The following is a 15,372-nucleotide window of genomic DNA, read 5'->3' on the forward strand; positions in this document are numbered from 1 at the left end:
AGCTAACGCACGGGCACGTCGTCGAACGTGCCGAAGGGGCCGGCGTCGAAGGTCACGCTGGTGACACCCGGCGGCGGCGCCGGGACGTAGAAGAAGCCGCGGTTGCCCGTGCCCGGCTTGACGTTGAACGTCGCCCAGCCCGGGTCCACATAGTCGTCGGGGCCCCGCGGGTCGTCCGGTCCCATCCGTACGGCGCGATAGACGGTGCGTGAGGCGGGATCGACGACAGAGAAGGCGGTGTACCAGCCGCCGATGTAGGCGATGTCCCCTCCGTATCCCGTCCCCGCGCCGAGGTTCCCCGGGCCGAGGTTGACGATGTCGAACACCGCGACGAGGTAGGCGCCGTCGCGGTAGAAGGGCTTCACGTCCATGCGGAGCCGCTGCCCGGACGGCTGCCTGGTGTAGGTCCGGCTGGCGACGGGCTCGCCGTCGTCCGCGTGGAACGGGGCCGGCCGTCCCCCGACTGCGGTGGTCTCTGCGGCATGGGTCTCGGCGGCTCCCGAGGCCGTGGAGCCGCCGGTCCGTTGCTTGATCTGGTAGGAGATCTCGACGCGCCGGTTCTTGGCACGCGCCTTCTCGTCGTCCGCCCCGCCCTCCCGAGCGACGGGCTCGGTCTCGCCCTTGCCCGTCGCGCGGTAGCGGTACGCCCCGCCGAGGCGTGCCTGCAGCTCCTTGCGTACGGCCTCCGCGCGCCGCAGGGACAGGGCCATGTTGTACGCGTGCGTCCCCTTGCCGTCGGTGTGGCCCTCGATGAGGATCGGGGGCTTGCCCGGATCGGCCTTCTCCCGGGTCTCCTTCGCGACGTCGTCGAGCACGGCTCTGGCCCGTGCCGTGAGCCGGTCCGAGTCGAAGGCGAACAGCACGTCGGTGCGCAGGCCCACGGTCTCGTCGCCGCCGCTCGCGGTGGTCGTCTTCTCCGCGCCCTCGGTGATGCCGTACAGGTCCTGGACGCTGCTGGTGATCTGCCCGGCCGGTTCCCGCACCGGCCAGGACACCGTGGTGCCCGGCGCCGGTGTGCTGCCGGGGGCGGGCGTCGGCGACAGGGGGTCGCCGGAACCGGTCCCGTCCACCACGGGCACGCCGGTGAACTCGCCCGCCGTTCCCGCCGTGATCGCGGTGACCGTACGGACGTCCGCCGGGATCGGCGGGTAGTACACGACGGTCTCGTAGCGCACGCCGGGCTGGTAGTAGCCGGGTTTGCTGCCCAGCGTCCCCACCCGGTCGCTCAGGGGGTGATAGACCTTGCCGCCGACCGGATCGATGAGAGGGATGCGGTAGCTGGTGAGGTCTCCGGCCGCCGTCCCGAACGAGTTCCCGGTGTGGCGCGCCTCGTCCTCCAGCGAGGTGACCGTGAAACGGAGGACGGACCGATCGCCCAACCGCTCCACCCCGCGCATCTCCACCCGCGCGTGCAGGGGGCCGGTGGGACCGAACCACCCCTCCTTGGCCAGAGACGTCACCTCCTCCGCCGGTGAGATCCCCGCGGAGGCGACGGACGGCGAGGGCCGCGTCGGCGAGGCGCCCTGGGAGGAGACCGCCCCGGGCCCGCCGAGCACCCCGCATCCGGACACCGTCAGGAACGCGGCCATGGTCACTGGAAGGGTCAGCTCGCGTGAGCGCCACCGGTAAGCCATGTGCCGGAATTGTACGGATGAGAGAGGGCGGCCCGGAGTGGTAACCGATTCCGGGGGTCCGCGCCTTTCAGCCCGTCTTCGGGCAGACGGTGCCGTTCTTGGGAGCGCGCAGGGCGAGCAGGTAGTCGTCGACCGCGTTGTCCACACACGTGGAGCCGCTGCGGTAGGCCGTGTGCCCGTCGCCGTCGTACCCGAGGAGCACGCCCGAGGTCAGCTCCGAGGCGAGCCCCTGAGCCCACTCGTACGGCGTGGCGGGGTCGCGCAGGGTGCCGACGACGAGGATCGGCGGCGCGCCGGTGGCCTTGAGCGGCTTGTCGGTGCCGACGGACTTCGCGGGCCAGTAGGCGCAGGGCAGCGAACCCCACATCACGAACGGCCCGAAGTGCGGCGCCGCCTTGGCGGCCTCGCCCGCGGCCTGCCGGTACGCGTCGAGCCCCTTGGGGAACGGGTGGTCCACACAGTTGACGGCCATGTTCGCCTCGGTCTGGTTCGAGTACGAGCCGTCGGACCGCCGGTCGACCAGCAGGTCGGCCATCTGGAGCAACTCCGTCCCGTTGCCCTCGTTGATCGCCTTGCTCAGAGCCTCCCGCAGCCGGGGCCAGGCCGCGCGCTCGTACAGCGGGGTGGCGATGCCGATCACCGTCCACGCCTCGTTGATCACCCGGCCGTCGCCGAGGTCGTTCTTCAGCGGCTGCCGGTCGGCCTTCGCCAGCAGGTCGCTGATCTCCTTCATCGCGCCGTCCACCGTACGGCTCTTGAAGGGGCAGGAGTGGTTGAGGAAGCAGTCCTCGACGAAGGCCTTCAGCGCGACCTCGAAGCCCTTCGCCTGCACCTCGTTGGACTTCAGCGACGGCACGGCCGGGTCCACCGCGCCGTCGAGCACGAGTGCCCGCACGCGCTTGGGGAACAGGTCGGCGTACATCGCGCCCAGGTAGGTGCCGTACGACTTGCCGAGATAGGTGAGACCGGGGTCGCCGAGGACGCCGCGCAGGACGTCCATGTCCCTGGCCGCGTCGGCCGTGCCGACGTGGGGGAGCAGCCGGGCCGACTTGGCTCCGCAGCTGTCGGCGAACTGCTTGGACACCTTGTCGAGCGCCGTGACCTCCGCCGGCGTGTCCGGGCTCGAGTCCATCCCGATGTACGCGTCGAGCTGGGAGGCCGTCATGCACGTGACGGGGGTCGACTCGCCCACGCCACGCGGGTCGAACCCCACGATGTCGTACTGGGCGCGCACCTTGTCGCTCACCACGGATCGGGCCGCCCGGGCGTATTGGATGCCCGAACCTCCGGGCCCGCCGGGGTTGATGAGCAGGGAGCCGGCGCGCTTGCCGGTGGCCGGCAGGCGGATCACGCTGAGCTGGATGCGCTCGCCGGAGGGCTTCGTGTAGTCGAGGGGCACCTCGATCTTGGCGCACTGGAAGCCGTCGCCGCACGTGCGCCACGTGGGCCGCTGCGCGTAGAACGGGCGCAGCTCGGCTGTGGGCGCATCGACCGCCGGCTGTGCCTTCGCGCCTGTGCTCGGCTGCTCGGAGGGGGCCGGGGCGTGGCTGGAACACGCCGTGAACGGCAGCAGCGCGGCCAGCGCCGCGACCGCCATTCGCCGGCTCGGACCGCCGCCGTACCGCGTACGAAGCGGTGTGACCTTCACTTTCTGCCCGGCCGATCGCATAACCCGTCGTTTCCCCTGCCGTCGCCTGCGTGACGAGGACCAGCATGCCGCCTGGCGAGGGCGGGCGGCGACCTCCCGGCAACGGTCGCGAAGGATGAGGTCAAATGTCTGGCGGCTCGGGGGCGCCGTCAGGCGAGACGGGGCGCTTTTCCTGTGACAGATGCGCCTGGTATGGCCTGTTTCTGCTGGTCATCGGGTAAAGGCAGGCCCTCTGGGCGGCTGGGGAAGTTTTACCGATCTCCGTGGAAGGCGCCGGGCTCCCGGAGCGCGCTCGGAGGGCCGCGGCGCTCCCGGCGGCGACGGGTGCACGAGAACCACGACGACCCTGTAGACTGTGCGAAGCCGTTCGCGGCATGCCGCCTTAGCTCAGTCGGCCAGAGCACTTCACTCGTAATGAAGGGGTCAAGGGTTCGATTCCCTTAGGCGGCTCCATTTTTCAGAGGCCCTCCCGGATCGCCGGCGAGGGCCTTTGCGTGTCTGTCTGCGCGACTGCCGTTCCCCGCAGGTAACTTGTCGTGCTCGATTCCCGGTTGCCTACGGCTGACCTCCGTTTTTAGGGTGGGTGGCCGTGATCAACGGAACGGTGGAACCGGGTTTCGAGCAGGTACGGGACGTTTTCGCCGATGTGCTGAAGCGGCAGGCTGGAGGAGCGGGGGCGGCGGTCGCCGCCCAGCTGGACGGCCGATGGATCGTCGACCTGTGGGGCGGGCCCGGCTGGTCACGCGACAGCATCGTCATGCCGTACTCCGTAACCAAACCGTTCGCGGCGGTCTGTGCGTTGCTCCTCGTGGATCGGGGCGTGCTGGAGTTGGACGCCCCGATGCAGCGCTACTGGCCCGAGTTCACCGCGCCGGCGACCGTACGACATGTCCTGTCGCACCAGGCCGGCGTGGTGGCACTGGACCAGCCGGTACCCACCGAGACCTTCTACGACTGGGACCGGCTGTGCGCGCTTCTTGCCGCGCAGGAGCCGTTGTGGGAGCCGGGCACCGCGCACGGCGAGTCGGCGTTGTTCTACGGGCATCTGGTCGGCGAACTGGTCCGGCGCACCGACGGGCGGACGCTCGGCCGCTTTCTCGCTGAGGAGGTCTGCGGCCCGCACGAGCTGGACTTTCACATCGGCCTCGGCCCCGCTGAACAGGCACGGGCGATCGAGCTGACCGGCTTGACCCCGGCCTACCGGGCTGCCGCGCTGGACGGCAAGCCCGACCTCTACCACCGGGCGATCGGCAATCCGCTCGGTGCCCAGGACCCGGCCGTGGTCAACTCCGCCGCCTGGCGGGCCGCCGAGATCCCCGCTGTCAACGGCCACGGCACCGCCCGTGCAGCCGCCGGCTTCTACTCCACGTTGCCGCGGCTGCTGTCAGCCGACCTGCTCGCCGAGGCCACCACCGCCCAATGCTCGGGGATGGACGCGGTTTTCGGGGCACAGGCGACCTGGGGGCTGGGCTTCGGCATCGACGGTGACGACTACGGTATGGGCGGCCTGGGCGGCAACTACGCCGGAGCCGCGGGCTACACCTTCGCCTTCCTCACCGGCCATGCCGGCGATTTCGATCGCGCCACTGACCTGGAGAACGCGCTGCGCGCCGTTCTCGGGCTCGGCCCGATTCCCGTCTAGACCGGGTGCGGCGGCGGAAGACGGGCCCTCAGCTCAGCGCCTGCATCAGGAGCGCGCCGATCCTCGCCTCGACGTCGGCGGTCATCTCGGTAATGGCGTACGAGGCCGGCCACATGGCGCCTTCGTCGAGGTTCGCCTCGTCGCTGAAGCCGAGGGTCGCGTACCGGGCCTTGAACTTCGCCGCAGACTGGAAGAAGCAGATCATCTTGCCGTCGCGGTAGTACGCGGGCATCCCATACCACAGCTTCGGCGTGAGGGCGGGCGCGCTGGCCTTGATCACGGTGTGCAACCGCTCGGCGATCACCCGGTCGGACTCCGACATCTCGGCGATCTTCGCGAGCACCTCGCTCTCCGTGTCGGCCTTGGCGCCCCGCCGAGCTTTCGTCTTCAGCTCCTTGGCGCGCTCCTTCATCGCGTCGCGCTCCTCTTCGGTGAAACCGTCGTACTTCTGGCCCTCGGGGGTGGCGGTCTTCGGCGTGGTCGTCATGACGACTTCCTCTCTCTGCGGTTTATGGCTTCGGGCGGTGCTGGTCGGGGATGGTGTCACCACTTGCCCGCCTGCTGGCGGGTCGGCACGTTGAGCCGGTTGAAGGCGTTGGAGATTGCGATGTTGAGCAACAGTGCGGCCAGCTCCTTCTGGTCGAAGTGCTTGGCGGCCATGTCCCATACCTGGTCCGGCACCGGGTCCGGCTGGTCGGCGAGCCGGGTCACGGCCTCGGTAAGGGCCAGTGCGGCGCGCTCCTCGTCGCTGAACCACGGCGTCTCCCGCCACGCGGCGACGGCGTGCACCTGGTCTGCGGTCACGCCGTGCCGCTGGGCCTGGTGGACGCCCCCGGCCACACACGGGCCGCAGCCGTTGATCTGGCTGGCCCGCAGGTGGCTCAGCGCCAGCAGCTTGCCGTCCACTCCGGCACCCGCGATGGCCTTGTTGACCGCCATCAGGGCCTCCATCGCCTCGGGAATCAAAGCCGCCGGGTTCGGCATGCGCTCGGTCGACATCGCTGCTCCTTCGTCGCGGGTGTTTCCGACAGGAGTAATGGGACCATCGGCGGGCCCGGGCCCGCCTGGTCCGTGGGACACCGTGGGACACGGAAAACCCGGTTGAGCAGCGCGAACGCATCGCCGATCCGTCTCCGCGGGCCGGGACGGGTACGGTGTTGCACGTGTCCAGCCCCCAGGAACGACTGGTGGCTCAGCTCGCCCGGATCAAGGAGCTGAGCGGGCTCAGCCTGCGCGCCCTCGCCCGCGAGACGGGTCTGAGCAGCTCGTCGCTGTCCCGATATCTGACCGGCCGGCTCGTTCCGCCGTGGGAGGCCGTCGTGGCGCTGTGCCGGGCCGTGGGACGCGATCCCCGGCCACTGCGCGCGCTGTGGGCCGAGGCGGCCAAGGCCGGCGCGGAGCCCGTCCGGCGCCGCAACGATCTGCCGGCCGACCTGTTCGACTTCACCGGCAGGGAAGCGGAGTCCGCGCTGGTCGCAGAGCTGCTGGGCGCTACCGGCGCGGCCGCGATCGACGGCATGGCGGGCGTGGGCAAGACCAGCCTGGCCGTGCATGTGGCCCATCGGCTCGCCCCTACGTATCCGGACGGCGGGCTCTATCTCGACCTGCAGGGCTTCACCCCGGGTCAGGAGCCACTGGAGCCGCACGCCGCGCTGGGCCGGCTGCTCGGCGCGTTGGACGTCACGCAGCCCCCGGCCGGCACCGCCGAACGCGCGGCGCTCTGGCGGTCGGAGCTGTCACGCCGGCGGGTTCTCGTCGTGCTCGACAACGCGGTCGACGCGGAGCAGGTGCGCCCGCTGCTCCCCGGCGCGGGGAAGTCCGCGGTCCTGGTCACCAGCCGCAACCGTCTGGTCAGCCTGGACGGAGTGCCGCCGGTGTCTCTGGAGCCGCTGGCCGACGACGACGCGGTTTACCTGTTCGGCCGGGCGGCCGGGCTCGCGCTCACCGAAGAGGAATCGGTCAGCCAGGTGCTGCGGCAGTGCGGCGGGCTTCCGCTGGCGCTGCGGATGGCGGGCGCGCGGCTTCGCCACCGCCCGGGCTGGACGGTGGCGGTGCTGGCCGAGCGGTTGCGCGCCACCCCCAGCCGCTTCGACTCCGTCTTCGGCATGTCGCTGCAGCAACTCGACTCGGTCCAGCGCCGCATGTTCCGGCTGCTGGGCGTGCTGCCGGGCGCCGACTTCGACGCGGCGGTGGCGGGCGCGCTCAGCGACATGCCGCCCGATCGGGTCGGCGCCGCGCTGGAGGAGCTGATCGACGCCCACCTGGTCGAGGAGCCCTCGCCCGGGCGGTATCGGATGCACGATCTGATCCGGCAGTACGCGGCGGACATCGCCGCCGACGAGGAGCCGCGGGCCGAAGCCGCCCTGCGCCGGGTCCTGCGGCACTATCTGGCGCAGGCCGTCGCCCACGATCGGACGCTGCCCTCGCCGCAGCGCACGGAGCCCTCGCCGGGAGATCCGGCGAAGGCCATGGCCTGGTTCGACCTCGAGTACGTCAACCTGGTGGCCTGCTTCGACGCCGCCGTGCGGCTCGGCGTGGACGAGGTAGTGGCCGAGCTGCCGCAGGCCATGCGGGTCTGGTTCTTCCGGCACCGCGGAACCGACGACCAGGCACGCCTGCTCGAAGCCGCCGCGGCCGCCGCGGCACGTCTCGGCCGGGACAGGCAGCGGGCTTCGCTGCTCGCCGACCTCGGCTTCGCCCGTTCCGCCGCCGGACGCCTCACCGAGGCGCTCTCCACCTATGAACTGGCCGAGCGGTCAGGGCCGGACGACGACGTCGCAGCCGCTCTGGCGCTGCGCATCGGCTTCGTGTGCCGGGATCTCGGTGACCTCGAAGCGGCACAGGCGCACTTCCGGCGGGCACGCGAGCTGTTCGAGAAGCTCGGGCGCCATATGGGGCAGTCCCAGGCGCTGGCCTTCGATGGATGGGTGACACTTCACCTCGGGCGGCGCAGTGAAGCCGTCGAACTCGCCCGGGCATCCGTCGCCCTGGCAGACGGGCCCGCACAGATCACCGGGCTGGTCACCCTCGGTCTCGCGCTGGCACCGGACGACCCGGCGGAGTCACTGCGAACGCTGCATGACGCGTTGAAGCTGTCCGAGCAGAACAACCTTCAACACAACCAGGCGTGGTGCCACAACTATCTCGGTGTCGCGCTGCGGATCACGGGTTCACCCGAGAAGGCGCTCGAACACCACCGGCGGGCCTTCGAGCTGCTGGAACCGCTGGCCGAGGTGCAGCTGGAGATCGACTTCCTGCACACCTACGCCGAGACGTGCCGCGCGGCGGGCCGCTATGACGAGGCGCTGGCGCTGCTCGACCGGACCATCGATCTCGCGCGTGAGCTGGGCCGGTCGCACGACGAGAAGCTCGCCCGCGCGGCGCGGGAGATCGTGCGCGCCGCCTGTTGAGCCATCCCCGCCGTCCGTACGCTTCGCTGGATCGCCGGCTATGCCCTCGTTAATCGCTTGTCGGCCGCCATGCGTGTCGCCGATGATGCGGCCATCGCGCATGCTGACGGCACAACGGATCGGGAAACACCATGGACGTCACCAATCGCCGTGAGCTCGCCCGCAGGGCGCTCGACGGCTATGGGAGCGGTCCTGCCGCGCCGGTTCTGGCGATGGACCGCGCCCTGGCGAAGGCCGGCAACGCCGTGACCTTGGTGCTCGTCGAGGGCCCCAGCGACCAGATCGCACTGGAAACGGCCGCGGTGGGCCGCGGCCGGGATCTCGAGGCGGAGCGGGTCGTGATTGTGCCGATCGGCGGGGCGCACGCGATCGGCCGCTTCCTGACGACGTTGGGCCCTCCGGACAGCCGGGTGCGTCTTGCCGGTCTGTATGACCTGCATGAGGAGGAGATATTCCGGCGTGCGATGGTCGCGAACCAGGTCGGCTCACCCCGCACGCGCGGTGACATGGAGCACCTCGGGTTCTACGTCTGCGTGAACGATCTGGAGGACGAGCTGATCCGCGCCGTGGGCACTGCAGGGGTCGAAGCGCTCTTCGACTCGCAAGGCGACCTCGGATCGTTCCGTTCGTTGCAGAGCCAGCCCGTCTGGCGCGGCCGGGATCTTGAAGCGCAGATGCGGCGGTTTCTGGGCAGTGGCGCGCGCCGCAAGCTCCGCTACGCACGGCTGCTCGTCGAGGCGGCAGGCGGCAGGGACGCCCTGCCTCGGCCGCTCGACGCGCTGCTCACCGCCGTTTGAGGCAGCAGCAGGCGAGTCCGCCCAATTTCGCGGGTGACGAGTGATCGGTAAGGTTCCGCCCAGTCGGACGAAAGGGTCATCGTGCCGCGGGGGAGCCGGTTGTCGTCATACGCCGTTCCGGCCTGGTTGGCCGCGGTAGCCCTGGCCGCCGTTCCGAGTTGGGAAGTGTGGCGGGAGCGGTGGGAACTGGGGAACGGCGAAGGATCCTTCGAGATTCAGGGGTGCGTAGGTGTCCTGGGCGGCGACGAATGGCCGCTTTCCGTGCTGCGCGACGACCTGTCGAGGGTGGTGGAGACCGCTGAGGGCTGGGCGGTTCCCGCTCTGGCCGTGCTCCTGGGACTTCTGGCGTACGTACGTGACACAGGCCGAGAGGTCGTCGGCCGGCGGGTGGCCGGGCTCCTCGTCGTGACCGCCGTCGTCGAGCCCCTCGTCCCGATGTACAGCGAGCCGGGGGGCTGCCTGGAGACGATCCCACTGCTCAGCGCCGACTGGTTCCGTGCGGTGCTCAGCGGTTGGGGGTCGAACCAGGTGTGCCTCCTGCTGGCGGCGGCACTGGTGTACGTCGCGTCGCGGACGGCGACCCGGGAAGAACCGGTTGCCGCTGGGACCGGGACGACATGGCGTCGCCTGGTGGCGGCTCTGATCGACTACCTGGTCGTCGTCGCTGCTCTCCGCGTCGTCGTGGAACCGGCCTGGTCTCTGATCGATGCGGGCGTCTGGTTCTCCTGGTTCGGCCAGGGGGTGCTGGGACGGCTCGACGATGTGCTCGACGGCAGCGTGAAGTCAGAAGAGCTGCTCGCCCTGTCCACGTTGCTCCTCTATTTCTGGGCGCAGCACACCTTGTGGGGGCGGACGCTCGGCAAGCGGCTGCTGCGCGTACGCGTCGTCGACACGCGGACGGGTGAACGGCTGGGAGCGGGCGCGACGGCCCTCCGCACGCTGGCCTTCCCCTTCCTCGCCTTCGTTCCCGGCATCGGGCTGGTGCTCCTGCTCGCCTGCGGGCTGTGGGCGTTCTTGGACGCCGACGGGCAGGTCCTGCACGACCGGCTGCTGGGCGCGGCGGTCGTACGTCACCCGTCACACCAGAGGCGGTCCTCGTGCCCCTGATCTCCCGTAGCGACTGCGAGGTGGACGTCCACGACGGGACGTTCTTCATCGTCGATGTGTCGTTCTCCTGGGACCCCTGCGACCCGTCCGATCGCGGCGGCCTCAGGCGTTCGGCCGAGGACGACCTCGTGAGCCTCACGCTCGAAGTGTGGGACGACGAGCCGGGGGATCAGCGCGAGGCGTGGGCGGACGTCGTCACCTGCGTCTTCCGCTCGGAGACCGGAGAGATCTGCGCGGCGGAGCTGTACACGGACGTGCAGGACGGGTTCCTGCTCCTCGGCGAGCCGGAGCGGCTGTGGAACGTCCGGGTGTACACGCGGGCGGATGACGGGGCGGATCCACGGGAGCAGTTCCTGGTCCAGTTCTGGCCGCGGGGCGCCTGGACATAGATCCAGATCTTCCCTGCGCAGAGTCGGGAGAGAACAAGATCCGGCCAACTGTTGGCACGGCCGCACGTGTCATCCCGCACCTGTCCTCCCCGTCGCACGAGTCTTCCCTGCGGTGCCAGCGCCGGTCGTGCGGCCTGGTGAATCGCCACGACGAGAGGACCTTCATGATGAGGCACATCCGCGGGATGTGTTACCCCGTCGCCGCCCTGGTGGCGGTGGTTGTCCCCCTGGCGCTGTCCGGAGCGGTCCCGGCCGACGCCGCGCCCGCCCGCACCGAGGTCGCGGCCACGGCGGCGCAGCGGGCGGCGGCGCCGAATCCCGCATCGTGTCCTGAGCAGGTGGCGCTGGTCAACGGCGGTTTCGAGAAGCCCGTCGTCGCCGGGACGTGGGCTGCGTTCCCCGACGCCTCGCAGAACAACCCGAACGCGGTGCCGGGCTGGCGGACGACCGCCACCGATCACATGATCGAGGTCTGGAGCCCCCGGATGAACGTTCCGGCGCTCGAGGGCGCGCAGTTCGCGGAGCTGAACGCCAACCAGGTCTCGACCCTCTACCAGGACCGTCCGACCACTCCGGGCCAGAAGCTGTACTGGCGGCTGTCCCACCGCGGGCGTCTCGGCACCGACCAGATGGCGCTGGACATCGGCGCCCCCTCGGGCCCGGCCCAGCAGGGGACGATGTCCGACGGCAACGGGAAGTGGGGCACCTATTACGGCACCTACACCGTGCCCGCCGGCCAGACGACGACCAGGTTCGCCTTCCGCTCCATTTCCGCTGCCGGAGGCAACGCGTCGGTCGGCAACTTCCTCGACGACGTCTTCTTCGGCACCCCGCCGTGCGTCGTCCTCACCAAGTCCGCCAGCCCGCAGGGGCCGGTGAACGTCGGCGCCGAGATCACCTACCGGCTGACCGCCGTCAACAAGGGCGGCGACGTGGCGCAGAACGTCAGGCTCACCGACAAGGTCCCGGCCGGGACCACGTACGTGCCCGGCTCGCTCCGCGTCGTGGGCGGCCCCAACAGCGGCGCCATGACCGACCAGGCCGGTGACGACCAGGCCGAGTTCGACGCCGCCACCGGTGCGATCTCCTTCAGGCTGGGAGACGGCGCCACGGGCACGGCAGGGGGCCGGCTGGCCAACGACACCACCCTGCCGGACGGCACCACCGTGGAGTTCCGAGTCAAGGTCGGCAGGTCGGTCGCGGGCAAGCAGGTCGTCAACAGCGGCTCGGTCGCCTACGAGAACCGGCTCGGCCCCGAGCCCGAGCCGCTGACCTCCACCAGCGGTGACGCCGTCACCGAGGTCAACCCGGCCGTCGACCTGAGCGTGGTCAAGTCCGCGGACAAGACCGAGGTCACCGTGGGCGAGACCGTCATCTACCGCGTCACGGTCGCCAACGCCGGGCCCAACGACGCCACCGGCGTCGCCGTCAAGGACGCCCTGCCGGCCAACCTGGCCTTCCTGTCCGCCACGCCCTCGACCGGCACGTACGCCGGTGGAACGTGGACCGTGGGAACGCTGGCCAGCGGCGCGACGGCCACACTGATCGTCCGCGCGAAGGCCACCGCGGTCGGAGAGACGGTCAACACCGCCACCGTCGGCGGCAAGGAGCTCGACCTCGACCCGGCCAACGACAGCGACGCGGTCAAGGTCTGCGTCCAGCGCGAGCCGTTCTGCCCGTACTGCACGCCCGGGAGCAAGCAGGGCACCGGGAAGTGACCCGCTGAAACCGGGAGCCGCCCTGCCGTGACCCGCGCCACGGCAGGGCGGCGGCCGCCGGGACTACCGTTGCGCCGCAGAAGACGCGCCGCGACGGAGAGGATTCCCATGGCAGGCCGCACCCTTCTGGACGAGCTGTACGAGGCCGAGCGGCGGCTGCAGAACGCGCAGCTCGCCGGTGACGTGGAGGAGCTCGATCGGCTGCTCGACGAGCGGCTCGTCTTCACGGGACCGCCGGACGGCCGGCTGCACACGGAGGCCAAGCAGCTCGATCTCCACAACCACCGCTCGCGTACGCAGGTGATGACGAAGGTGGCCGAGGAGGACCTCACCGCCGTCGTCTCGGGGACGACCGGAGTCACGTGCTTCCTCGGCACCCTCGAAGGCGCCTTCGCGGGTGAGCCGTTCGCCGGTCGGCTGCGCTACACACGCACATGGGTGCACACCGACGAGTACGGCTGGCGCGTCCTGGCCGCCCACGCTGGCGAGGCGTGATCACAAGGCCCTTCCGGACACCCCGGAGGGGCCTTCACGCGTATCGGGCCGGAAACACGCGAGCAGCGGATCGGCGGGGGTGCGCGTTCACACTGCATGGATCGTGAATCCCTACGGCTGACGGCGCTCGCGCCGCCCGCGCCGCCTCCGGAGGCCGATCTGGCGGGCCTGTACCGCGCGCACCGGGTCGGCCTGGTGCGGCTCGCGGTGCTGCTCGTCGGCGACCTGGAGACGGCGGAGGACGTGGTGCAGGACGTCTTCGCCCGGCTGCACGGCCGACGGCGGCCCCCGGAGCTGACGCTCGCCTATCTGCGGACCTGTGTGCTCAACGGGTCGCGGTCGGTGCTGCGCCGCCGTGCGGTCATGCTGCGCCGGACGCAGCGGGTCACCGACCTCGCCGACTCGGCGGAGACCGCCGTCCTCATCGGCGAGTCCCGCAGGCAGGTGCTGCTGGCGCTGGCCCGGCTGCCCCGGCGGCAGCGGGAGGCGCTGGTGCTGCGTTACTACCTCGACCTGACGGACTCCGAGATCGCCCTGGTCATGGGGGTGGGGCAGAGCACCGTCAGATCCACGACCGCAAGGGCCTTGGCCAGACTCCTTCGCGAACTGGGAGAGGACGCATGAGCACCATCGAGGATCGGCTCCGTGACGCCATGGCGGCCCGCGCGCGTACGGTGCCGGACGACGGCCTCGACCACGCGCTGCCCGCGCCACGTCACACCCGGCCGCGCAGCCTCGCGATCGCCGCCGCGGCCCTCGCGGTGGCCGGCACGATCGTGGGCGTTGCACGGCTCGCGGAGCCGTCTCCGGACCCCCGGGGGGTCGGCGTCGCGGCGGCCTCGTCCGGCTGGGTGGACGTCTCGGCCTTCCTCTGTACGGACTCCTCACCCTTCGAGGGCTGCAAGGGCGGCGCGGCCACCGCCAAGGAGAAGGAGAACATCGAGCGGGCTCTCCGGGTCCGCCGTGACGTGCAGACCATCGTGTTCGAGGACCAGCGGACGGCGTTCGAGAACTTCCGCAGATCGGAGAAGGACCCGAGGCTGCTGGAGGGGGTCAGGGCCGAGGACATGTCGGAGTCCTTCCGCATCAAAGTCGCTCCCGGCGCCGATCCCCTGGCCGTGGTCAGGGCGGTGAAGGACCTGCCTGGAGTGTCCACCGTGGTCGACGAGACGTGCTCGAGAGACGAGTTCGCCCGGTCGGCTCAGATCTCCGGGCAGTGCGACTTCCGGGGCAGGGGACGTTGAGCGCGCCTGGACACGCGGAAGGGGCACGGGCGGGAACGCCCGTGCCCCTCATGGCCCTACTGGATGTCAGGACCTCGCTTCCCGCCGACTCACGGGTCGCAGTCCTCGCTGGAGGACCGCATCATGGGCCGGCTGTAGCTGGTGACCTGCTGTGACTCGGTGACGTACCGCGTCTGGGTGACCGGGCGCTGGTAGGTCATCATGCGCGTGTAGCTGACCGGACGGCTCTCCGAGACGAAGTGCGTGGACTTCACCTCGTGAGACTCCGGCACCATCCGGGTGTAGCTGACCGGACGGCTTTCCGTGACGAAGCGCGTCTCTGTGACCGGGCGCTGGAAGGTCTCCTGGCGGGTGACCGGCCGGCTCTCGGTGACGTACCGCGTCTCTGTGACCGGGCGCTGGAAGGTCTCCCGGTGGGTGACCGGCCGGCTCTCGGTGACGTAGCTCACCACGGGACGCTTGTAGGTGACGTACCGCGTCACCGGACGCGACTCGGTGACGTACCGCGTCTGGGTGACCGGGCGCTGGAAGGTCACCTCGTGGGTGACCGGCCGGCTCTCGGTGACCATGCGCGTGTAGGACACGGGGCGCTGGTAGGACACCTCGCGCGTTTCGGTGACCGGACGCATCCGGGTGACCGTACGCGTCTCGGTGACCGGGCGCTGGAAGGTGACCTGCCGAGTGAACGTGACCGGACGGCTCTCGGTCACCATACGCGTCTGCGTGACCGGGCGCTGGTAGGTGATCGTCCGCGTGTAGCTGATCGGACGGCTGTACGACGAGCGCTCGCGAAGGAGCGACGACTCGCTCAGCGAGGGCCGTGAGTGGTGGTAGGCGAGGTTGCTCCCGGACTGGCCGCCCGACTCCTCGCTCGATCCGCTCGACTCCTCGCTCGATGAACTCTCCTGGGCGCTCTCCGGCGCGTACCCGCTCTCCTCCTCGTACGCGCGACCGCTCTCCTGAGCCGCCTCCTCCGACTGTTCGCCGAGGCTGGTGCCCGGCTCCTCGGCCCGCGGCGCGCTGAGCGCGGCGGCGAGGCCGGTCGGGTGGGCGGCGGTGGAGGCCGATGCGATGGCCGGCCAAAGCGTGACGGCGGACAGGACTGCCGGACCCAGCAGTAATGAGAATCGAGTGCCGTGCATAGAGATACTCCTCTCCGATCAGCGATCGGGTGTATCTCAATCGTTGGCACACGCCGCCGGAGCCCGTCCAGGCGAGTTGACCCCTCCCGGGCCGTTCGGTGTCGCATTTCATGTATACCGATGGGCGTGCCTGCCAATGAAGGCGT

14 protein-coding genes and 1 tRNA gene are annotated in these 15,372 nt (G+C 70.5%); 10 read left to right on the top strand and 5 right to left on the bottom strand.

Annotation, left to right across the window (positions count from 1 at the left end):
• Positions 1–2: 2 nt before the first annotated feature.
• The gene (locus ACQEVJ_RS01005; protein WP_433096167.1) at positions 3–1,634 is read right to left on the bottom strand and encodes an OmpA family protein; all 1,632 of its coding nucleotides are present in this window, start codon (positions 1,632–1,634) and stop codon (positions 3–5) included.
• A 67-nt stretch (positions 1,635–1,701) separates the two neighbouring features.
• Positions 1,702–3,231, bottom strand: a complete 1,530-nt coding sequence (locus ACQEVJ_RS01010; RefSeq protein ID WP_433096169.1) for an alpha/beta hydrolase — start codon at positions 3,229–3,231, stop codon at positions 1,702–1,704.
• A gap of 427 nt (positions 3,232–3,658) precedes the next feature.
• Between ACQEVJ_RS01010 and ACQEVJ_RS01015 the strand changes: the two genes are divergently transcribed.
• Positions 3,659–3,735 (top strand) — tRNA-Thr (locus ACQEVJ_RS01015).
• A 136-nt stretch (positions 3,736–3,871) separates the two neighbouring features.
• Positions 3,872–4,924, top strand: coding sequence for a serine hydrolase domain-containing protein (locus tag ACQEVJ_RS01020; RefSeq protein ID WP_433096171.1), 1,053 nt, complete (start codon positions 3,872–3,874; stop codon positions 4,922–4,924).
• 28 nt (positions 4,925–4,952) lie between these two features.
• Here ACQEVJ_RS01020 and ACQEVJ_RS01025 read toward each other — a convergent pair whose 3' ends face one another.
• Positions 4,953–5,411, bottom strand: coding sequence for an iron chaperone (locus tag ACQEVJ_RS01025; protein WP_433096173.1), 459 nt, complete (start codon positions 5,409–5,411; stop codon positions 4,953–4,955).
• A gap of 56 nt (positions 5,412–5,467) precedes the next feature.
• Entirely contained in the window at positions 5,468–5,923 is a 456-nt protein-coding gene (locus ACQEVJ_RS01030; protein WP_433096175.1) for a carboxymuconolactone decarboxylase family protein, read from the bottom strand.
• A 164-nt stretch (positions 5,924–6,087) separates the two neighbouring features.
• On the opposite strand from ACQEVJ_RS01030, the gene ACQEVJ_RS01035 reads away from it, so the two are divergent.
• The 8 genes from ACQEVJ_RS01035 (at position 6,088) to ACQEVJ_RS01070 (ending at position 14,084) form a co-directional block, all read left to right on the top strand.
• A complete protein-coding gene (locus ACQEVJ_RS01035) occupies positions 6,088–8,334 on the top strand; it encodes an ATP-binding protein (protein ID WP_433096177.1) in 2,247 nt (748 codons plus the stop codon).
• A gap of 131 nt (positions 8,335–8,465) precedes the next feature.
• On the top strand, positions 8,466–9,131 hold the full coding sequence (locus ACQEVJ_RS01040; RefSeq protein ID WP_433096179.1) for a TOPRIM nucleotidyl transferase/hydrolase domain-containing protein: 666 nt from the start codon (positions 8,466–8,468) through the stop codon (positions 9,129–9,131).
• 261 nt (positions 9,132–9,392) lie between these two features.
• Positions 9,393–10,238, top strand: a complete 846-nt coding sequence (locus tag ACQEVJ_RS01045; RefSeq protein ID WP_433096181.1) for an RDD family protein — start codon at positions 9,393–9,395, stop codon at positions 10,236–10,238.
• A complete protein-coding gene (locus ACQEVJ_RS01050) occupies positions 10,229–10,627 on the top strand; it encodes a hypothetical protein (RefSeq protein ID WP_433096183.1) in 399 nt (132 codons plus the stop codon). Before ACQEVJ_RS01045 ends, ACQEVJ_RS01050 begins: the two co-directional genes overlap by 10 nt.
• Before the next feature lie 164 nt (positions 10,628–10,791).
• A complete protein-coding gene (locus ACQEVJ_RS01055; protein ID WP_433096185.1) occupies positions 10,792–12,345 on the top strand; it encodes a DUF7507 domain-containing protein in 1,554 nt (517 codons plus the stop codon).
• Positions 12,346–12,453: 108 nt separating this feature from the next.
• On the top strand, positions 12,454–12,840 hold the full coding sequence (locus ACQEVJ_RS01060; RefSeq protein ID WP_433096187.1) for a nuclear transport factor 2 family protein: 387 nt from the start codon (positions 12,454–12,456) through the stop codon (positions 12,838–12,840).
• Positions 12,841–12,936: 96 nt separating this feature from the next.
• Positions 12,937–13,464 carry a sigma-70 family RNA polymerase sigma factor gene (locus ACQEVJ_RS01065; RefSeq protein WP_433096189.1) on the top strand — a complete coding sequence of 176 codons (528 nt, stop codon included), beginning with the start codon at positions 12,937–12,939 and terminating at the stop codon, positions 13,462–13,464.
• Positions 13,461–14,084, top strand: a complete 624-nt coding sequence (locus ACQEVJ_RS01070) for a permease-like cell division protein FtsX (protein ID WP_433096191.1) — start codon at positions 13,461–13,463, stop codon at positions 14,082–14,084. The genes ACQEVJ_RS01065 and ACQEVJ_RS01070 overlap by 4 nt, the downstream gene beginning before the upstream one ends.
• A gap of 89 nt (positions 14,085–14,173) precedes the next feature.
• Here ACQEVJ_RS01070 and ACQEVJ_RS01075 read toward each other — a convergent pair whose 3' ends face one another.
• Positions 14,174–15,226 carry a hypothetical protein gene (locus ACQEVJ_RS01075; RefSeq protein ID WP_433096193.1) on the bottom strand — a complete coding sequence of 351 codons (1,053 nt, stop codon included), beginning with the start codon at positions 15,224–15,226 and terminating at the stop codon, positions 14,174–14,176.
• Positions 15,227–15,372: the final 146 nt, after the last annotated feature.

It is taken from the genome of Microbispora sp. CA-102843 (genome assembly GCF_050936215.1).
Classification (GTDB): Bacteria; Actinomycetota; Actinomycetes; order Streptosporangiales; family Streptosporangiaceae; genus Microbispora.